The organism is Slackia equolifaciens (assembly GCF_003725995.1).
GTDB classification, from domain to species: Bacteria; Actinomycetota; Coriobacteriia; order Coriobacteriales; family Eggerthellaceae; genus Slackia; species Slackia equolifaciens.
The window spans coordinates 324580-345308 of record NZ_QIBX01000001.1; the positions used below are offsets into that span (position 1 = coordinate 324580).

15 protein-coding genes and 1 riboswitch are annotated in these 20729 nt (G+C 60.9%); of the genes, 2 read left to right on the forward strand and 13 right to left on the reverse strand.

The genetic code is table 11. The features are described 5' to 3' along the window. Positions 1-4: 4 nt before the first annotated feature. The 7 genes from DMP06_RS01320 to DMP06_RS01350 all read right to left on the reverse strand — a co-directional run bounded on the left by DMP06_RS01320 (position 5) and on the right by DMP06_RS01350 (position 10252). A complete protein-coding gene (locus DMP06_RS01320) occupies positions 5-913 on the reverse strand; it encodes a DUF4430 domain-containing protein (protein WP_123207938.1) in 909 nt (302 codons plus the stop codon). A 16-nt stretch (positions 914-929) separates the two neighbouring features. Further along, positions 930-3704, reverse strand: a complete 2775-nt coding sequence (locus DMP06_RS01325; RefSeq protein ID WP_161957780.1) for an outer membrane protein assembly factor BamB family protein — start codon at positions 3702-3704, stop codon at positions 930-932. An 86-nt stretch (positions 3705-3790) separates the two neighbouring features. Further along, positions 3791-3874, reverse strand: a riboswitch (adenosylcobalamin-variant (AdoCbl-variant) riboswitch). 232 nt (positions 3875-4106) lie between these two features. Continuing rightward, positions 4107-4727, reverse strand: a complete 621-nt coding sequence (locus tag DMP06_RS01330; protein WP_123207940.1) for a manganese efflux pump MntP — start codon at positions 4725-4727, stop codon at positions 4107-4109. 130 nt (positions 4728-4857) lie between these two features. Continuing rightward, positions 4858-5574: a DUF554 domain-containing protein gene (locus DMP06_RS01335; protein WP_123207941.1), complete on the reverse strand. Its 717-nt coding sequence runs from the start codon at positions 5572-5574 to the stop codon at positions 4858-4860. After that, the gene (locus tag DMP06_RS01340; RefSeq protein ID WP_245962312.1) at positions 5571-7169 is read right to left on the reverse strand and encodes an MFS transporter; all 1599 of its coding nucleotides are present in this window, start codon (positions 7167-7169) and stop codon (positions 5571-5573) included. Before DMP06_RS01340 ends, DMP06_RS01335 begins: the two co-directional genes overlap by 4 nt. A 280-nt stretch (positions 7170-7449) precedes the next feature. Continuing rightward, entirely contained in the window at positions 7450-9414 is a 1965-nt protein-coding gene (locus DMP06_RS01345; protein ID WP_161957781.1) for a sensor histidine kinase, read from the reverse strand. 7 nt (positions 9415-9421) lie between these two features. Then, a complete protein-coding gene (locus DMP06_RS01350; RefSeq protein ID WP_123207943.1) occupies positions 9422-10252 on the reverse strand; it encodes a response regulator transcription factor in 831 nt (276 codons plus the stop codon). A gap of 215 nt (positions 10253-10467) precedes the next feature. Between DMP06_RS01350 and DMP06_RS01355 the strand changes: the two genes are divergently transcribed. Next, positions 10468-11571 carry a C39 family peptidase gene (locus DMP06_RS01355; RefSeq protein WP_161957782.1) on the forward strand — a complete coding sequence of 368 codons (1104 nt, stop codon included), beginning with the start codon at positions 10468-10470 and terminating at the stop codon, positions 11569-11571. A gap of 112 nt (positions 11572-11683) precedes the next feature. Here DMP06_RS01355 and DMP06_RS01360 read toward each other — a convergent pair whose 3' ends face one another. The 3 genes from DMP06_RS01360 to DMP06_RS01370 all read right to left on the reverse strand — a co-directional run bounded on the left by DMP06_RS01360 (position 11684) and on the right by DMP06_RS01370 (position 15475). Continuing rightward, the gene (locus DMP06_RS01360; protein WP_161957783.1) at positions 11684-12544 is read right to left on the reverse strand and encodes an FAD-dependent oxidoreductase; all 861 of its coding nucleotides are present in this window, start codon (positions 12542-12544) and stop codon (positions 11684-11686) included. A gap of 486 nt (positions 12545-13030) precedes the next feature. After that, positions 13031-15190, reverse strand: a complete 2160-nt coding sequence (uvrB, locus tag DMP06_RS01365; RefSeq protein ID WP_123207946.1) for an excinuclease ABC subunit UvrB — start codon at positions 15188-15190, stop codon at positions 13031-13033. A gap of 48 nt (positions 15191-15238) precedes the next feature. Further along, positions 15239-15475: a DUF6718 family protein gene (locus DMP06_RS01370; protein ID WP_123207947.1), complete on the reverse strand. Its 237-nt coding sequence runs from the start codon at positions 15473-15475 to the stop codon at positions 15239-15241. A 573-nt stretch (positions 15476-16048) separates the two neighbouring features. On the opposite strand from DMP06_RS01370, the gene DMP06_RS01375 reads away from it, so the two are divergent. Beyond that, the gene (locus tag DMP06_RS01375) at positions 16049-16882 is read left to right on the forward strand and encodes a YcjF family protein (RefSeq protein ID WP_161957784.1); all 834 of its coding nucleotides are present in this window, start codon (positions 16049-16051) and stop codon (positions 16880-16882) included. A 486-nt stretch (positions 16883-17368) separates the two neighbouring features. On the opposite strand, the gene pflA is transcribed toward DMP06_RS01375, so the two are convergent. From pflA to pflB, 3 genes are all read right to left on the reverse strand, one after another. Beyond that, a complete protein-coding gene (gene pflA, locus DMP06_RS01380; RefSeq protein ID WP_123207949.1) occupies positions 17369-18124 on the reverse strand; it encodes a pyruvate formate-lyase-activating protein in 756 nt (251 codons plus the stop codon). Between the two features lie 8 nt (positions 18125-18132). Beyond that, positions 18133-18402 (reverse strand): autonomous glycyl radical cofactor GrcA3, encoded by a 270-nt coding sequence (grcA3, locus tag DMP06_RS01385; protein ID WP_380783214.1) that lies wholly within the window; start codon positions 18400-18402, stop codon positions 18133-18135. A gap of 177 nt (positions 18403-18579) precedes the next feature. Further along, positions 18580-20727, reverse strand: coding sequence for a formate C-acetyltransferase (gene pflB, locus DMP06_RS01390; RefSeq protein ID WP_123208051.1), 2148 nt, complete (start codon positions 20725-20727; stop codon positions 18580-18582). Positions 20728-20729 lie beyond the last annotated feature (2 nt).

The window sequence follows — 20729 nt, forward strand, 5'->3', positions numbered from 1 at the left end:
AGCCCTATTCGGTCACGTTGACGTACGTCCAATACACCGAGTCGCCATCCGAAAGAACGCAGCTGCTGCACGACGTGTTGACGAACGCGCCGTTCACGTAGTACGTCCATCCGCTGCTTGCGCCGTGCTGCTTCTCGGCCAGCCCGCCGATAGACGACACGTATACGCCGTACGCGGTCTGGCTCGCCCCCACGGCAACGCCCGTACCAACAAGCGCGTCGTAGACGGTCGCGCCCTTCTCAAAGGTAAGGGTCGTGGAAAGCGAAACGGGAGAACCCGCCGCGCTCGAGTCGATGGTCACCGTGACGGTGACGGTGTTGGGCACAGGCGTTTGGCTCCCGGAAGAGCCCGCGTTGGAGCCAGAATTGGAGTCGGCGTTAGGGCTGGAGGGCGCAGTGGACCCGCCGGACGAAGAGGCACCCTGGCTGGATGACCCTGACGAAGAAGGCTGATTGCCCGAAGTGCTGCCAGCAACGTCGGCTTGCGCGCCGCTTGAGGACGTCACGCCAGCGGTATTCGCGTTTTCGGGCTGAGCTGTAGCGGTAGCGGTATCCGGCGCGTCACCGGCTTCGTCGGGCGACTTGTCATTCGTCTTGGCATCGTCCTCTGACTCGTTTTCGGCGGCCGCCGCTTCGTCGGCGGAATCGTCGGTGCTCGCCTCTTGCGCGTCATCATCATGCGATGCTGCCGCCTGCTGGGCTTGCTGCCCGTCATCGTGCTGCAGCGCCGGCGAGGCGATGGCCCAGCCGCACACGACAATCGCCACGACAGCGACGGCCATCACGCACCATGCCGCGATACGCGCCGCACGACGCGGCTGACGCGGCGATGCGGTTGCCTCCCCCTCCGAACCTACCGTCAGCGCCGCTGCAGCAGCCGAATCATTCTTGGTTTTGTTGTCGATCTCTGACATGCTGCACTCCCCTTCCCTACGGACGACGCGTGGCAAACAGCCAGAATCCAGCTGCGACCAGACATACGACGCCGGCACCAAGGCCAACGAACGCCCAGGCAGGAGCACTTTCGGTCAAGACGGGAGCGATATCCTCACCGCCGTTCGACGATGCGGCAGAACCACCGGCGGCGATGCCGCGCGCAGAGGACGACGAAAGGGCAGTGGCCTTGGCCTCAGAGCCAGTCGCTTCACCCCGCGTGACACCCTCGTTCGTCTGGGCAGCCTTCTGCATCGATGCGACCACGGAAGAACCCGCGGCGATAGGACTCATGCCGGCAGCGACCGTGCCAGCCGGCACGACGAATGTCGCACCCTGGTTCACCTGCGGATGAACGGGGTTCGCGCCAGCAGACGTTGAGCCACCTTGACCACCTGCGCTCTCGCCACTGGAGCCGCCAGAGCCGCCCGTATTCCCACCGTGCTGATCGTCGCCAGGCTTGCTACCGGGCTCATCGCCGCCGCCCGTCACGACGCCCTTCACGGCGAACAGCGCGCCGGAGTCGTTGATGTAGTACAGCGTGCCGTCGGAATCGCACGCGACGGACGACATGGTGTAGTTCTGGTTGCCCTCCGCCGGCGTGTATATGAGATGCGCCTCGGCATCGCCCACGCGATAGCGGTAGATGCCGCCCGGCTCAGCGTTGCACGTGAAGTAAACGTAGGTCTGACCGCCTTGCTGGGACACAAGCGGAGTGGATTTGGAATCGGCGGGCAATTTAGAGCCGTCCGCCTGCGTGACCTGGTGCTCGATGGCAAGCGTCGCCTCATCGATCACGGAAAGCTGGCCGCCGTAGACCATGTAGCCCCACTGGTTGGGCTCGCCCTCAAGCGACGCACCGCCCACATACACCCTGCCGCCCGAAACCACGGGCGTGGACGTGCTGGAGGATCCGAACTTCACGCTTGCCACCTCGGTCAATACGCCGTCGCCCCCAAGAGCAACCTTATGAAGCACGCCGTCAGTGCTCACCGCGAAGAACGTGTTGGTCTCGGAGCCCGCGACAATCGTGGAACGCACTGCGGAGCCCAGGCTGATCGACGACGCCTGCGCACCCGTGGACGCGTCTACCGCGACAAGCGAACCGGAATCGTCGCCCACGATGGCCCAGCTGCCCGAAAGCGCCACGCCCGACCAGTAATATCCCTTGCTCTCGTTGACGTTATGCCAGATGGTCGAGCCATCCTTCAGGCTCACGCACATGAGATAGCCGCTGTAGCTACTCGACCAGCCGGCAGCCGCCGTGCCGTAATACACGCAGCCATCACCCACGGTAAGCGTGGAAAGGGACTGCTGAACGCCCGTATCGTTGATCTGGTCCGTCGCCTTGGTTACCCACACCGTGGTCAGCGTATCGGCCGTAAGCGCCTGCAGCCTGCCGCCGTCGAGCGGCACGATGACCAGACCCTGCGTATATACCATGCGCGTGACGGAGTTGGTGGCGGCAACGAGCTTCGCCGTGGCGATGGTCTCGCCGGTCGCCTTGTTCTTCGCATAGAGCGTCGTGCCGGCTGCGACATAAACGTAATCGCCCGCCACGATGGGCTCGGACACGTTGGTCGCCCAGTCGGACGACTCCTTGATCTGCGACACCCACGCTTCTTCGACGTCTCCCGCAGGAGCGCTCTGGGCGCCTTCGCCCGATGCACCGAATCCCGGCCAGGAGCTATCCCAATCGGGGCGCTCGGCGTCGGGGTCAATCGTTACGCCGTCCACTTCCGTGGTGCCGTCGCCCTCGCCAGATTCTTCGCCGGAGTCTTCACCGGAGTCGCCTTCGGAGCCCTCGCCCTCTTCACCGGAGTCTTCGTCCGAACCACCGGGAAGCGTCGACTCGTCAGGAAGCTCGTCGCCATAGGCGGAGTAATACCACACCACCGAATCGCCGGAGGCAAGCTCGACGCTGCTGGCCCCCAGGTCGGAAGCCTTCCCATTCACGAAAAGCTGCCAGTAATCCCACGTCTCGGAGTCGAATGCGAGCGTGAGCGACGGATCGTAGGGCGACGTAACGGAATCAAGACTCCAGCCGTATTCGCTCATGCTGGTCTGCGCGGTTATGCCATGCTCTTTGAATGCCTTGTCGGAAAGATCGGCGGCAGAAGACCCCTTTTCGACTTCGTAGTCCGCAGATGCCAGCCAAAGCTGATCTTTGCCCTGCGCGTCCACGCCGATGATAAAGAACGCAACGGTTATCGCTGATTCATCCTGCTGATCGTCCGCGTCCTGGGACTCGCCTTCGCCGTTGGCGGCAGGCGTCTTTTCCGTGTTGTTAGATGTGACGGAGCTCGCTTCCGTATTCGTCGCGCTTGAGCTCACGTCCTGGCTCTGATTGTTTGCGCCAGACGCTGCCCCGTTCTGGACCGCATCCTGAACAACGTTCGATGACGCATCTCCGGAACCCTCAGGGTCAGGAGCGGAAGAATCGCCCCCGGTCACCGCCCCCGTCTGAGCGTCCGAAGGGGCAGACGGATTTTGGCCGTCGTCTTCGGATTCGCCGGAATCCTGCGATGCCTCGTTGGTTGCGTCAGACGCAGCCGATGAAGAAGGGTCGTTTGCAGTGTTTGCGCCTGCGCCGTTGTCTGCGGCCATCGAGGATTCAACAGGCGCGTTGTCGCTTGAGGCGGCCGCCTGCGCCCAGGCGGCGGAAGGAATGAGTCCGCATACGAGCACAAGGGACACCATACAAGCGAGCAACCTCTTGGACACGCTCGCGAATGCCGCATCGATTGCGCGGCGAGATTTGCATCCGTTCATTCGGACACCTTTCATCCAGGGCTCTACAAGGATGGACAGGTATTCCGACTCATCGTCATCCGCGTGCGCCTCTTCGCCCGATTCGCGAAGGGTTGAGCGCTCGCGTCAGAATTACGGTTACTGGTATAGCCGGGGATTCTCACCCCGATTCCCCCAAGTTAATCCACAACGAACGGTGCAATGCCTTGCATCCGGCACTTTCTCGCATCCCTCGCGAACGAATCGCCTGGGAACGCTTGCGCCGGCAAGCGCGGTACATTGCGTGATGCCGCCTGGATAAACCCGCACGTCGCCGTGCATCCATCATGGCCATTTTCAATGCGCACGCATTGTAGCATTCGCACCGCCGCAAGCCCCAGGCCGCACGAAAAGCCACGAATCATTCGATTTTTCGGACGCACGTTACGAGAACAACGCCTTCACGCCGATGGCCACGAGCACGATACCGCCCACGATCTCGGCTCGCTCGCCCAGCATGGTGCCGAAACGCTTGCCGATGATGAGGGCGACCAGGCAGCAGAGGAACGTGGTCAGCGTGATGATGCCCGCTGCCTCGACGATATTCACGCTGGCTGCGCGCAGGCTGACGCCCACGGCGAACGCATCGATGCTCGTGGCGACCGCTTGGATCAACACCACCTTGAGGGTGAGCTGGGCGGCATCGGAAGAGTTGTCACGACTGCCTTCGTCGGCATCGGTCGCGCAGCCGGCGCTATTGCCCGCAATCTTCGCCTCGCGTGCCTCACGCAGCTCCTGAATGCCTTCTTTGATCATGTTGCCGCCGATGAGACCCAGAATGATGAGCGTCACGATGCCGGCGTACTGTTCGATGATGTCGCCCACCAAACCACCCAGGAAGTAGCCAAGCAACGGCATAAGACCCTGGAACAAGCCGAACGCGATGGGAAGCATGAGCAGACGCGCACGCGATGCCCCGCGATAGCAGAACACGTTAGATATCGTGACCGCAAACGCGTCCATGGCCAAGGCGATGCCAAGGATGACGATTTCAATTATTGACATGGGGTTTCTTTCGAAATAGGCTCCCGATCCATGGGTCGCGCGGCCCCTTGTGCGACGCGTCTCACGAAATCGATTGCAGCGTACGGCCCTCCCAGCCGCCGCCCGCAGCAGCTAACGAACGCGCATTGTATCAAAACATGGGCAGCAGGTTCATCACGGCGCACACGATGATAGGCAAAAACGCCGCGGGAAGGAAGTTGGCCACCTTGATGTCGGTGATCTTAAGCATATTAAGGCCGATGGCGAGCAGAAGCAGGCTGCCCGCGCACACCATCTCGTTGATCACGGCATCGGTCAGAAACGGCGCGAGCGCACTGGCGCCCAGGCTGAGCAGCGCCTCATACACAAACACGCAAACGCCCGAAAACGGCACGCCAATTCCCAGCGTGGTAGCCATCACCATGACCACCACCATGTCGATAAGAGCCTTGGCATAGAGCGTAGAATGGTCCAGCTGCAGGCCGCTTTGGAGCGACCCCAAAATGGCCATCGCCCCAATGCATATGAACAACGTGGATGCCACGAACCCATCGGAAAAGTTGCCGAACGCCGTCTTGCCCTTGAACGCCCCGTTGATGCGCTCTTGCACCCAATCGCCAAAACGGTGCACCGCCCCATCGATGTCGATCCAATATCCCAGCGCGCCGCCAATGACGATAGAAAGCACCGTAACGATCACGTCGCCGCCCTTGACCATGCCCTGAACAGCAACCAGCACCACGCACAGGCCCAGGCCGCTCATCAGGAAATCGCCCAGTTTCTGCGACACGCGGCGCTTGAAGATGAGACCCAGCACGCCGCCAAACACGGTGGCAATGCCGTTGACCAGCGCACCAAGAATGATCATCGTGCGCTCTCGCTCTCGGCGGAGGCGGAGCCGGATTCATCCGATACGGATCCATCAGCCGCATCGCGAAATACGGCGGCTGATTGTGCGGCGCGGCGACGAGGCACGCGCACGGTCACGTCAAGATCGTCATGGGCCGAAACGCCCGCAACTGCAGCATCGCCCGCGGCAGGCGAACCTGCGCGCTCGTCGGCACCTGCCCCCTTTGCGACCGCAGCGGCGCCCTCAGTAGCCTGCATCTTCTTACGACCCTTGCGGCCCCCTGCGCGGGGCGGCTTCTTGGTAACGTGCGGGTCGCCCAGCGTAGACGCCACTTCGGCATCCAGCTTGCGCAAAATGGGAAGCGCACCCAGCAGCACACCGCACAGCGCGATGACGGCGCCGGCGATGATGAACCAGTTGCTCACGCCCGTGAACTCGGCGCACGTGCCCGCAAGCGACAATCCGATGGGCGACGAGAGCGCCGACACCGTGGTGAACAGGCCCATCACGCGGCCCAGCTTCTCAGGCGGCACGCGCTTCTGGAGCACGGCGAGCAAGGGGCCGTTGAAGAACGCCTCCACCACACCCGACGCACCGGTGAGCACAACGAACCACATGAACATATCGGGCGTGAGCAGACCGGCCGCCACCAGCAGCAAGCCCGCAAAGAAGCCCGACACCGAGACGGTACGCAGCAGATGCCGCCCGCCGCCCCAGGCGAACAGGATGCCCATGCCAACCAGACTCATCACGCCGTACGCCGCCTCAACGGTGGACGCCATGTAACCGTCACCGTTGAACTGGTCGTATGTCATCAGCGGGAACAGCGAGTTGATGCCCGCGTACATGGCCATAACGCCCATCACGATGCCCGCCATCACCAGCAGGCCGTAATCGGCGCGCAGCACGTTGAAACCGGCCTTGAGGCTCTGGATGGGATGACGCGCCTCGTCGGAAGTGTCGTGGAAATCGGGAATCTTCGCGAACACGAGCGCCAGGCAGGCGAGCGCGCAGCCGACGGCGTTCAGGAACAGCACCATCTGGAATCCGATGACCGTATACAGGAAGATACCGAACACCGGGCCCACGATAAGCGCGAGCGACCACAGGCTCTGGTTAAGCGTGTTGATACGCACCAGATGCTTCTTGGGCACCAGCATAGGCGTGGTGGATTCCATCGCGGGAATGTGGAACGCCTGGCCAACGCTGCGCAGCGCGCCCATGATCAGGACGAGCGGCACCGACACGTGGCCCATCAGAATGATGACGCCCATGATGAGCGCCACCGTGCCCACGAACGCGTCGGCGGCGATGAGCACGTATTTGCGATTGAAGCGGTCGGCCACCACGCCACCGAGCGGCGAGAGCAGGCCCTGAGGCAGCATGGAGCACAGCGAGGCCAGCGCCAGCATGAGGGCCGAATCGGTGGTTTCGGTGACATACCACACGCCGGCATAGATGGACGAATACGCCGTGAGAATAGAGCACGCCTGACCAATCCAAATGGTCACGATGACGCGCAACCAGTTTTCGGGCAAAGGAGGCTCGTTAGCTGCCACTGCGGCCTGGTTACCAGCGGTTTTTTCTTCGATGGGGGTGGCTTCTTCACGCATCTGCACGTTTCCTCCTGCGTCGCATCGGTAGCACCTTCGGACGCCGAATTCACCGGCGGAATATTATGCTGAATCATGAATCGTGTTGAGGGATTCTAGCAGCTTGGAGCGCAAACGCAATCCGCCACGCTAAAGCGGCACGTCAAATTGGTGAAAAGAGCCTACAAAGTAGGGGGAAACAGCATGCCTGCACGGCGTGCGGCCTCGATCCTGCCAGATCGAAACGACGCACGAGGGGCGGAGGGGCGCTTTCGCGAACGCGTCCAAACGTCCCGCGCCTTTACTCCCCTGCAGGCACCTCCAGCGTGAACACCGTGCGACCGCCTTCGCTCGTCGCGCCGATCGTGCCTCCGTGCGCCTGCACAATCTCGCGCGCGATGGCGAGGCCCAGCCCCGCACCGCCCTGGTTGGTAGCGCGTGCATCGTCTTCGCGGTAGAACTTGTCGAAAATGCGATCCAGGTGCTCGCGACTTATCTCACGTCCACGGTTGGTTACCGAAATGCACAGCGTGCGGCCTCGCTCCTTTTCGGTGGAGACTCCCGCTTGGGTGGAAGCCTCCAATTTTGCGGATGCCATCGCCTTTGCCTTTGCTGCCGTCTGCTGCTCCAGGCTCATCTTCACGTCGATCACGCTGTTCGCGTCGGCGTAGGCCACCGCGTTCTTCACCACGTTGGACAGGGCGCGCGAAAGCTTACGGGCGTCGGCGAACACCTCGCTGCCCTCCTGGGCATCCACGTGAATCTCGATACCACGCGACGACGCCTCGGGGTAGAACTCCTCCGCCACCTGGAAGCACAGCAGCGCCGGATCGACATGTTCGCGCTCGATGGCGATGGCGTGCAGGTTGTAACGCGTGATCTCGAAGAATTCGTCGAGCATGCCGTCGAGGCGATAGGCCTTCTGCAACGCCGTATGCGCGTAGCGTTTACGCTGGTCTTCGGGCATATCGGGCGCCTCCTCCAAAAGCGAGAGATAGCCCGTGATCGAGGTGAGCGGCGTCTTGGTGTCGTGCGCGAGATACGCCACGAGCTCGTTCTTGCGACGCTCGGCAGCTTCGGCAGCACGCTCATCGAGATCGTTGCGAAGACGGATGTCGTCGATGGTCTTTTGCGCAATGGCCAACTCAGACGGCAGCTCAGGCGCATCGTCCGACGAGGCTCGCTTGGAGAGTATGGCGCCCACCGAATCGAACAGCGTATCGAAATACCCCAGGCTTTTACGCACCGCGAACGCCATAACCACCAAGCACCCCAACAGATACACAATGAGCGCCACGGGCAATTTGAGCTGCTTGATCTGGTTATAGGCGGTCAGATCGCGCGTCACGCCATGGCCATCGGCGTAAATCACGACTTCCTGCTCATCGCCGAGCGAGATCGTGCTGTACACGATTTTCTGAGAAATATCGGCGCACGTCGCGTTCGCCGCCTCGGCATAGTACGAATCAAGCGCACTGTTGGCGTACAGGCCCTTCGTAAGGAGCCACATTCCGTCATGAACGCTGACGGCCGCGCCCGCATTGCGCAGGTCGACGGCAAGCCGCACGAAGTTGATCATGGAATCGCTCGCGTCCGCATGCTGCGAGGTCGACTTTGGGGAGCCTACCGCATCGCTTGTCGTCAATCCCTGAGAGCGCGCGTCGGCGTAATCGGAATCGCGCGCGATGGCAACCAGGTACGCCGCGCGCATATCCGCAGAAAGCGCATATTGGCTAGGATTGTGCTTGCCGTACTCCTCGGCGTAGGTCGAAAGGGCTTTTGTTATGTCGGAGGCGCCTTCATTTACTTTTCCGATTACATCCTCATAGGTGAGGCTGTCCGCGTTTATGGCAGCAATCGCCTGCATGAGCTCGGAGTCCGAAGGGTTTCCGCCCGCATCGCTCGAAACGGCATCGACCTGCGGAGACCCTTCGCTCGCATCTGAAATCGCAAGGCCCAAATCGGTATCGGGCACAATATCATCAGCCAGCGCGTTGAGATAGGTGCGCACAACATCGGCTTTGACTTCGTTAGTCTTTTGGGCAATGGTCGGGTTGCCCTCGGTGTAGCTCATCACATCCAACGTGGGCATGTATTCCCACGGCGACACCGCGTTTGCCACGGCGTTGCCCAAAGCGGGGGCGGCAAACCGGTCGAATGCTCCGGCAATCGCGCAAAACGCGAACGTATAAACGGCGAGCACCACCGTGGTCCACGCCAGCATTTTCCTGGTGAGGATGCGAGCTTGTTCGCTTCGGTTTTTCATGAAGCTCCTAGAAGGATGACGAGCGCCCGCCCGAGGAGGCACCGGGTCCTCCAGACGAAGGCCCATCCGCGGGAGCATGGGAAGAAGCCGCGGCGGAATCGATCGCCGACGTACCGCTCACACTCGCCGCAGGCGTCGGGGCGATGCGGTAGCCCACGCCCCAGACGGTTTCGATGAACTCCTCCGAGGAATCGAGCTCGGCGAATTTCTTGCGCAGATGACGAATATACACCATCACGGCATTGTGCGAGGAGGCGTTGTAGTCGGTTTTCCAGACGCGCTCATATAAATCGCGCGCCGAAACGGGAGAGCCGCCCGCGCGCAACAGCTCTGCCAAGCAGTCGAATTCCTTAGGGGAAAGAGCCAGCGGCTCGTCATGCAAACGCACCTGGTGGCTGGCTTCGTCGAGCTCGATGCCGCGCGCGCTGAGCACGCCCGCCGGAGCATCTTGCCCGCGACGCCGACGCATGCGCGCCTTGACGCGCACCACAAGCTCGCGAGACTTGAACGGTTTGGTCACGTAGTCATCGGCGCCGATAGTGAAACCGAGCACCTTATCGAACTCCTCGCCCTTGGCGGAAAGAAAGATGACAGGCGTGTCGGCCACGCGGGCGTCCTGCAAAGCACGCAACCGACGGCACACCTCAAAGCCATCCATGCCGGGCATCATGATGTCGAGCACCGCCAGGTCGAACGCGCCAGAGAGCAACAGCTGCAGGGCCTCTTCGCCCGCATAGCACGTGCGCACGGCAAAGCCTTCGCGCTCAAGAAGGTGCGCCACCAGGTCGGCGACCTCGCGTTCGTCATCGCACACAATAATATGTCGGGTGTCAGTCATGAGCGAAATCCTACCACGCGCGTTCCTCGCTGAAGGCCGCTCGGGGACTTTTTAAGGTCGCTTTAAGCCTTTTTTCAGAGGATTCTCACGCGCCCTTATGGGACTTTCAACGCGGTCTCTTTCTAGGATGGGCATGCCGATAAGACGTCGCGTAATCGTGGCATGCGCCGTCTTTTCGGCGTAGCTCAAACAGGATTCCGAGGGAGGCGATGACGATGTCTGATATGACCTACAGCGAGCCCCTCCCCATGGGCAAACGCCCTTCACGCGCCATATCCGCTCAGCCCCAACAGGCCCTTCGCCGCAATTTCACGCCCCGCAAGCGAACGCCCAAACGACGCACGCGACCCCCAGCGAGCAAGGCGGGCATTTTGTTTCGTCCACGCATCGCGCGCGCGTGCCCGAACCCGGCATTGAGCACCTACGGCGGACGGCCGTCGCGCCTTTCGGCCATTGCGCGCGTTGCACGCATTGCCGCAAAAATCGCGGGCGTCCTGGTCATTCTCGCCATCATCGTGCTCGGAACGCGATCGCTTTCGAGCGCCATGGCAAGCGAAGCGGCGGTGAGCCAGGCAGAATCGAGCGTATCGCCCCTTCTCAAAGCCTCCACCGACCCCATCGACGAGAGCGAGCGCGCAACGCTCATAGACAACCTCGTCGCATCGCCTGTCGGTTACACGGAGAACGTTCCCGAAGTTCTGCAGGGCGACGCCTATCCTTCCGGTTGCGAGCCCGCGGCGTTGGCGAGCGCCCTGCAGAGCACGGGCATCGACACATCGCTTGAAGACATGCTTGCCTATCTGGATTACGACCCCGATTTCATCGACTTTGTATACCACTACGCCGGCGACCCCGCCGGCAGCGGTAGCGCCTGGCCGCCCGCCATGGTAGACGCCGCCAATCGCTATTTGGATGATGCGCAAACCGCAGAGAACGACACCGCAAGCGCCGCCGATGACGAATCGGACGCATCGACCGACGAGCCTTCCGCCGACGCTGCGACGCTGCAGGCCGTCAATATCAGCGGCGCATCGTCAAGCCAGCTAGCAGAGGTGATGGGCGCCGGCTACCCCGTGATGGTGTGGACGACCATCTCCATGGAGGAGCCCCAGTTCAGCGGCTACGAGTTTTTAGGGTATTCCTTCGTGGTGAACAACCACTGCGTAGTGGTGTATGGCACGGCAAACGACGGCGAAAGCGTGCTGGTCATGGACCCCCTCGACGGTCTGGTCGAACGTGACGCTTCCGCCTTCTGGAGCATCTACGAAGAGCGCGGATGCCTGTGCATGGCGCTTGTCCCGCAGAGCGCACTCGCCTAGGGAACCCATGCGCCTCAGCCGCGCGACGAAAAGCCAAGAAAGACCCCGAGGGACCTTTCTTTGTATGCACAAGCGCAGTGGAGGGGAGCTGCGCATGCAGCCAGGTGGGATGTTAGCAGGCGCGAGCGGCCAGATTGCCGGTCGCTACAGCGGCCTGGATATCCCACGGATCGGCGCAGTCGCCCACGGCATACACGTCGAACTCACCTTCGAGTTCGTCGGCAAGCGCAGTGTTGGGCGCCATGTCGATTGCGTTCACCACCGCATCGCAGGCGATGGTGCGTTCGATGCCGGCGCCGTCGGTCACCGTCACCTGCCCGTCACCGATAGCGTCGATCGTGGCATTAGGAATCACGCGGCAGCCAACGGCATAGAGTGCCGGCAGCACAAAGGAAAGCATCTTGGCAGACTGGCCCTTACCCAGATTGGCAATGTCGTCTTCCGCCACCATCGTCACGGTTTTACCGTGAGCCAGCAGATACAGAGCCGAGTCAAGCGCCTGGGCGTTGAAGCCGGCAACTACCACATTGTCGCCGAAGTCGGTAAGGCTGAACTCCTCCACAGACAAAACGGGCGTGGATTCGGTTCCTTCGAGGCCAAGCTCTTGGCGCGCACCGCCAACGGCGACGATTACCACATCGGGATTCTGCTCGCGCACGAAGTCGGCGGTCACTTCCTGCCCCGTGGTCACGCTCACGCCCGCAAGCTCGAGCGCATGCGACAGATAGCTGCGATACTGGCTGAGGTTCTCGTGCGGACCCTTGATGGCCTCGGCGAACGAGAGCAGGCCGCCCAAGGAGTCGTCGTCTTCGTACAGGCTGACGGTGTACCCGCGCTCAGCGGCCACGCGAGCCGCCTCCATGCCGGCGGGGCCGCCACCCACCACCATCACGTTCTTTTGACCGTCGGCCGCAGGAGGCTCATAGCCCTCGGGCATCTCCTCGCCAAACACGCGGCCCTTGCAGGGGTTCACGCGGCAGCCTTCCATCATGCCCAGATGGTATATGAAGAGGGGTAAAACACGCATCGAACGGATAAAAACTCGCGTTTAGAATGATTCCTGGATTTCTCGGAAGTGCGGCAGAATCCTCTGCTGAAAATGCCACGCTTAGCGCGATTCCCTGATTTCCCTGCTGAAAAACTCGCGTTTAGCGCGAATGGCAAGCCACGTCGAAGAGGACGGCGGGGCATCTTGCGCACGTTTTCCCAGGTCGCAACTTTTGCCGCGCTCTATGTCGCCCATTCCGCACCTAACCGGTCGTTCTAAACGCGACTTTTTCAGCAGCGATGCGCCCAAATCGCGCTAAACGCGAGTTTTTCAGCACCGGCACGGCCGAATCTCGCTAAACGTGCTCTTTCTGACCTGTGGGCCATGCGGCAAAATGAGAACCAGACCAACTCCTGGCCAGCCCGACAGGAAAGACGAGCCCTAGCAAAACCCCATCGAACTTTTGCGCGGCTACGCCCTGCGCGACCCTCCATAGGCAGAATTCTTGCGATTGCCAAACGCGCTGCCTTTGCGGGCGGTCTTCTTAAGGTCGGCTAGCACGTCTTTCTCTGATGAGCCCTCAACCTGAGCACGCAGCTTCACTACCTGATCGCGCAGGCGCGCCGCCTCTTCGAAGTCCATGTTCTGCGACGCAGCCGCCATCTCTTCCTCCATGCTGGAGATGATGCGCATGACTTCGCCGCGCGACATCTCGGCGAGCGCCTTGTTCACCTCTTCGGCGCTGCCCACCTCGTTGCCGTCGGCGTCGTTCATGAAGCCCATCATGTCATTGATGGCCTTGCGCACCGTCTGCGGCTTGATGCCGTGCTCCTCGTTGTATTGCATCTGGATGGCACGGCGGCGGCGTGTTTCGCTGATGGCACGGTCCATGGAATCAGTCAGCTTGTCGGCGTACATGATCACCTGGCCGCTCACGTTGCGCGCCGCACGACCGATGGTCTGGATGAGGCTGCGATGGTTGCGCAAAAAGCCCTCTTTGTCGGCATCCAAAATAGCCACCAGGCTTACCTCGGGAAGGTCCAAACCCTCACGCAGAAGGTTGATGCCCACCAGCACATCGAATTCTCCCTTGCGCAGGTCGCGCAGGATTTCCACGCGCTCGAGCGTTGCGATATCCGAATGCATATAGCGCGCTTTGACGCCCTGGTCCAGCAGATGGTCGGTCAAGTCCTCTGCCATCTTCTTGGTGAGCGTGGTTATGAGCACGCGCTCGTCGCGCGCGGCACGTTCCTTTGCCTCGTCGATGATGTCGTCGATCTGGCTGGCGATGGGACGAACGATAATCTCGGGGTCCAACAGGCCCGTGGGGCGAATGATCTGCTCCACCTCTTGCTGCGTGACCTTCTCCTCGTAATCGCCCGGCGTGGCAGACACATAAATGAACTGCGGAACGCGCTGCTCGAACTCGTCAAAACGCAACGGACGGTTGTCCAAGCAGCTGGGCAGACGGAACCCGTGCTCGGCCAACGTGACCTTGCGGCTGCGGTCGCCCTCGTGCATGCCACGAATCTGCGGCACCGTCACGTGGCTCTCGTCGATGATACACATGAAGTCGTCCGGGAAGTAATCGATGAGCGTGTACGGCGGCTCACCCGGCTCGCGACCGTCCAAATGACGCGAATAGTTCTCGATGCCGCTGCAGAAGCCCATGGTTTCCAGCATCTCCAGGTCGTAATTCACGCGCATTTCCAACCGCTGCGCTTCGAGCAGCTTGCCCTCGGCTTTGAACTGCTGCAGGCGATCGCGCAACTCGTCCTGAATCGTCTTGATGGCGCGGTCCATCTTGGGGCGCGCGGTCACATAATGCGACGCGGGCCAAATAGGAAGCGCCTCGTATTCGCCCAGCACCTCGCCCGTCACGTTGTCAATCTCCTGGATGCTCTCCACCTCGTCGCCCCAGAACTCGATGCGTACGGGGTTGTCGGCGTACGGCGGGAACACGTCCAGAGCATCGCCGCGCACGCGGAAGGTGCCACGCTTGAGCTCGTAATCGTTGCGGTCGTACTGGATGTCGATAAGTTCATGAATCACATCGTCGCGCTCGGCGGGCTTCTCCTTGTCCACGAACACGGCCATACCCGCATAATCGGCCGGGCTGCCTATACCGTAGATGCAGCTCACGGACGCGACCACGATAATGTCGCGCCTCGACAGCAGGCTGGCGGTTGCCGCATGGCGGAGCTTTTCCACCTCCTCGTTGATGGAGGCGTCCTTTTCGATAAACGTATCGGTGGAAGGCACGTAGGCCTCAGGCTGGTAATAATCGTAGTAGCTGACAAAGTACACAACGGCGTTATGGGGAAAGAACTCCTTGAGCTCACCAGCGAGCTGGGCGGCGAGCGTTTTATTGGGAGCCATGACCAGCGTGGGCTTTTGGACGGCCTCGATGGTTTTCGCCATGGTGAATGTTTTGCCCGAACCGGTAACGCCCAAAAGCGTCTGGTAGCGCAAGCCGCGGTTGATGCCCTCGGCGAGCTTCTCGATGGCCTGGGGCTGGTCGCCGCTGGGCTCGTAAGGGCTCACCACCCTAAACGGCGTGGATGCGAGTCGCACGTCGGGGAGCTTCCCCTCCATGACGGCGCCTTCGATATTCTGCAAATGGGTGGACATGCAATCGCCCCTTCAAGTACCTGCAGGCTGGTTATCTGAGTTATTAAGCTAGTGAGCTGCCGCTTGTGCGGAAAGGGCATCCACGAGTTCTTGCTCGGAAGAGACGAAGGTGTAGGGCTCGTATTCGCCATAGGCGGAAGGACGCGTGATGGTAACGAGCTGCAGTCGATCATGACCGAACTTGCCATCGATTCGACGCTTCATTTCGACAAGACCCATACCCGCACACGTTTGCAAAGCCAGACAGCCCGTTTGATCGAACCACTTAGCCACGAGATAGCACATCGTTCATCCTCCTTTCGAACTCGGCCTCATTCCTTATATCACCGGACTCATACGCTTTGCGCAAAGCCCTACCAACTCCCACATCTTGCACACGCTTATATAGGTATTTGTGCAACCAATTGTTGAGCTGTCGGTCATAAAAAGTGTTGTATTGAATCTCAATCGGATAATGACGTGAACTCAATTGAAAATATACGCGCACACCGCGATATCCATCATCCGATAATATTAATCATGCGCATCACAACTAACAACCCATACAATAAGCAATGGAGCATTTGCCAGCTACGCCGCAAAGGAATCGCCATGGAAACCAAGCTCAGCGCCCGCATTGCCCTTCCCGTTGCCGCTTTCGGATTGCTTGTGCTGCTCGCACTCATCGGGAGCGTGGTTTCTTTGGGAAACCAGTTATTCTCTGCGCACTGGGTTCTCGGCGCGGCTTTCTACCTTCTCGTCGTGGCACTTGTTGCAGCAGGTATTGTCTATCCCGTCGTCCGCACCCTAAGTCGTCCCGTGTTCGGGCTGCACAAGTTGCACGAAGGCAGCGAACGCTCGCGGAGGAAATATCTTCGCATGCTTAGCGAAAATCTGCAGCGCGCGAATATATCTGGCGAAGCAAGGAAAAGCATCCCTTCCGGCACGGACGGCGTTCCCGCAGCCGAATTCGCCGAGTTGTACAGGGCAAGCCTTTCGCCCGTGGTCGACTTGCACATCAAAGAGGCAGCCAAAGCGTCTTTTACCACCACCGCCATTTCGCAGGCACCCGCCTTTGACATGATTTCTGTCCTGGCGGTGAATCTGCGCATGGTGCGCGCCATCGTTGAGGCCTGCGGGTACCGACCGTCTGCCCCGGCGTTGCTCGGCTTATACGTGCGCGCAATGAAGGCGACGCTTATCGCCGGCGGCATAGAAGAGATGGATCTTGAGGAAATCGTGGCGCTCATCGGCGGAAATGCTGCAATAGCCGCATCGAGTGTGGTGCTTTCCTCCGCGGCGCAGGGCGCGGCGAACGCGTATCTTACGGTGCGCGTAGGCGTGATCACCAAAGCACTGCTGTTCACGGAAGATGGGCCGACGGACATGCGTGAGCTACGACGCGATTCGTACGGAGAGGCGCTCTCGTTCCTGAAAAACTGCGGTCTGGTAGAAGACCTGCGTGAGGCCATGGCATCCGCCGCCGGAGCTGCCCGCGACGCCGCAGTTGCCAAGGCCGCCGAAGCACGCGATACCGCCGTTAGGCAAATGGCGGATTTTCGCGACGACACCGTGGAGAAACTGACCGATTTCAAAGACGCTACCGTAGAGCGAATCGCTGATTTCCGCGCCCCGTGGAGAACCTCCAAGATTTCCGGCACCTCAACCGACGACCCGCATCCAGGTTATACGCAAGCGAGACCGAAAAAGTAGTCAAACCGGCTAGGTGACGAACAGCCCGTTCCCCCATCGGACGCCTCAAGCACAGATTGCAGCAAACCGCCTTGTACGGAGGCAGCAGGCGGCGGGGCCGGAGGCAGCGGACGCGGGGCAGGACTCCGAGCTTCGGCGCCGCCGCCGGAGCCGGCGGGGCGGATCCCGACGCCCGGATGCAACGAACGGCGATTCGCTGCAACACAAACGTCGCCCCGCAAACAAACGCCGATTTGCTGCTGCTTAAACGTCGTTTCGCAACCGCGTAAAAATCGCCCCCGCAAACAAACGGCGATTTGCTGCAGTTTTCGGACACCCCTTCGAGTAGCCCAATCGAAGCGAGGCTGTGACCTGGGGAAACGCGAAGCCCAACGGCGGTGTACTCGGGGCACCCCGCGAAAACTGCAGCAAATCGCCGTTTGTTTCTAAACCCCGCGCCCCGGGCGCCCCGCTAACGCCAGCGAGGGGCAGCAGGCGACCACAACACTACCGCGCCAACTGTGCACGCCCCGCCTTCATACCGCGAAGAATAGATTGACGGAGAGCGGGAATGCGGGCTTTGTTCATGGCAGGGGTTTCGGCGAGCGGGTATTCGATGCCCAATTCGGCGTACTTCTCCACCCCCATGGTGTGGTACGGCAAAACCTCCAGACCCACCACGTTGCGCCACGGCGCAATCAGGCGCCCCAGCGCTTCGCACTCTTCCTCAGAATCGGTGATGCCCGGCACAGCAACATGGCGAATGACCGCAGGAATATTCCGACGCGCCAGCTCGCCGCCGAACGCAAGCACGGGCGCCAAATCGCATCCGGTAAGCCGTTTGTGGGCATCGGCATGGGCATGCTTCACATCGAGCAGAACCAAGTCGCACTCCCCCAGAAGCTTTTCGAATCGCTCCGGCTTGCCCGGCAGCCACCCAAAGCCGCTTGAATCAAGACACGTATGCACGCGTCCGCCCGGCGCCTCATGCATGGCGGCAAACAGCTCCCCCACAAACTGAGGCTGCAATAGAGGCTCGCCGCCGGTCACCGTGATGCCACCGTTGCGATAGAACGCACGATTGCGCTCGAATTCGTCCACAATCTGCGCAACGCTCGTCTTGCACCCTTCGCCCGGCTTCCACGTATCGGGATTGTGGCAATAGGCACAGCGCATGGGACAGCCCTGCATGAACACAACGAAACGAACCCCCGGCCCGTCAACCGTGCCGAAGGTTTCGATCGAGTGTATGTTTCCCAGCATCCCAGACACTACAGTTCAGAATGGAACGTGCGGGAAATCACCTCGTCCTGCTGCTCTTTCGTGAGGTTGTTGAAATTCACGGCATAGCCGCTCACACGTACGGTGAGCTGCGGATACCTCTCGGGATGCGCCTGCGCGTCCAGCAACGTCTCGCGGTTGAACACGTTCACGTTCAGGTGATGCCCGCCTTTTTCGGCGTACGCGTCCAGCATGCTCACCAGGTTATCGGCCTGCGCCTGAGAAACCTCTTCGATCTTCATAACGCTCGTTCTCCTCATATCCATATCTTGCGCCACGCACCACGGGCGGCGCGTCCCGTTCTCACAACCGCGATGGAGACGCCGGACATCGCCAACGGCTCCACCTGCCGCGCATTGTCATCGCCCCATCAGCCGCACAATGCCGCTGAACAGGCAAACCCCGTCGCACTCAGCAGCACCTCTTGCAGCAAGCCGCTATCGATCGCCGTCGATCGCACCATCGGGCGCACTGGGATCGTCGCAGCACGCGCCGCACACGGCGTTCTCGAACGACACATCGTTCGCCCAATCCACGCCGTCTAAATCAAGCTCCCCGAAAAACACCTGGTCGTCTTTGCCCAACGCCCCCGGCACAATGGAGAACGTGTTGGAGATGCCGTCCTGCGCATCGCGGAACGGCAGCTTGGACACGCTGGCGAGCGACGCGATCGCCCCATGCGAATCGCGATGATGCATGGGGTTGGCACCGGGCGCGAACGCCTCGCCTCGTTTGCGGCCGTCAGGCGTGGAGCCTGTTTTCTTGCCGTACACCACGTTGGACGTAATGGTGAGCACGCTCGTAGTGGGTACCGAGTTGCGGTAGGTGTCGTTCATGCGAATGAAGCCCATGAAACGATGCACCACGTCGCGCGCAATCAAGTCGACGCGATCGTCGTCGTTGCCGTACTTGGGGAAATCGCCTTCGATCTCGAAATCCACGATCACGCCGTCCTCGTCGCGCACAGGATGCACCTTCGCGTACTTGATGGCGGAAAGCGAATCGGCCACTACGGAAAGCCCAGCGATGCCGGTAGCGAACCAGCGATGCACGTGCGCGTCATGCAGCGCCATCTGCATGGCCTCGTAGCAATACTTGTCGTGCATGTAGTGGATGATGTTGAGCGAGTTCACATACACGCCGGCCAACCACTGCATCATATCCAGGTACTTGCCCATCACGTCATCGAAATCGAGCGTGTCGCCCTCTACGGGGCGGTACTTGGGACCCACCTGTTTTTTGGTAATCTCGTCCACGCCGCCGTTGAGCGCATACAGCAGACACTTGGCCAGGTTGGCGCGAGCGCCAAAAAACTGCATCTCTTTGCCGATGCGCATGGAGCTCACGCAGCACGCGATAGCGTAGTCGTCGCCATGGTACACGCGCATGAGGTCGTCGTTCTCGTACTGGATAGACGAGGTGGCAATGGATGTGCGCGCGCAGAATTCCTTGAACGCGCGCGGCAGGTGCGTGCTCCACAAAACGGTGAGGTTGGGTTCGGGGCTGGTACCCATGTTCTCCAGCGTGTGCAGGTAGCGATACGCCGTTTTGGTGACCAGCGTGCGGCCGTCAACGCCCATGCCGCCGATGGACTCGGTTACCCACTGCGGATCGCCGCTGAAAAGCTCCTGGTATTCGGGCGTGCGCGCGAACTTGATCATACGCAGCTTCATAATGAAGTGGTCCACGAACTCCTGGATCTGCTCCTCGGTGAATGTGCCGCGCGCCAGGTCGCGCTCGGCGTAGATATCCACGAACGTGGTGGTGCGGCCCATGGACATAGCGGCGCCGTTTTGCTCCTTGGTGGCGGCGAGATACGCCAGGTAGATCCACTGGATGGCCTCCTGCGTGTTGACGGCCGGGCGCGAGATCTCAAACCCGTAGATGCGGCCCAACTCGATCAGCTGCTTGAGCGCGCGAATCTGCTCGGAAAGCTCCTCGCGGTCGCGAATATTCTCTTCGGTCATCACGTTGGGCGTGGAGGCCTTTTGGCGTTCTTTGTCGCGGATGAGAAAATCGACGCCGTACAGCGCCACACGACGATAGTCGCCGATGATGCGGCCGCGACCGTAGCCGTCGGGCAGGCCCGTGATAATGTGTGCGCTGCGGCAGGCGCGCATCTCGGGCGTGTACACGTCGAACACGCCGGCATTATGCGTCTTGCGATGATTGGTGTAGGTATCCACGATCTGCGGGTCGACCTTGTATCCGTGCTGATCGCAGGCCTGGACGGCAATGCGAATGCCGCCGTTCACGTGCAAAGCGCGCTTGAGCGGCGCATCGGTCTGCAGGCCCACGATGGTTTCACGCTCGGGGTGCGCGGCGTCAATGTAGCCCGCACCGTGAGAGGTGATGCCGGTCACCACATCGGTATCCATATCGAGGGCCCCGCCACGCTTGCGCTCCTCCTCGAGCAGGGAGAGCACGTCGTTCCAAAGGTCGGTCGTGCGTTGCGTGGGCCCGACGAGAAACGACTCATCGCCTTCGTAGGGGGTATAGTTGCGCTGGATGAAATCGCGTACATCCACTTCGTTCTGCCAGATGCCGCCCGCAAAACCGTCCCATGCGCCGGCTTGCGTGCCCATCC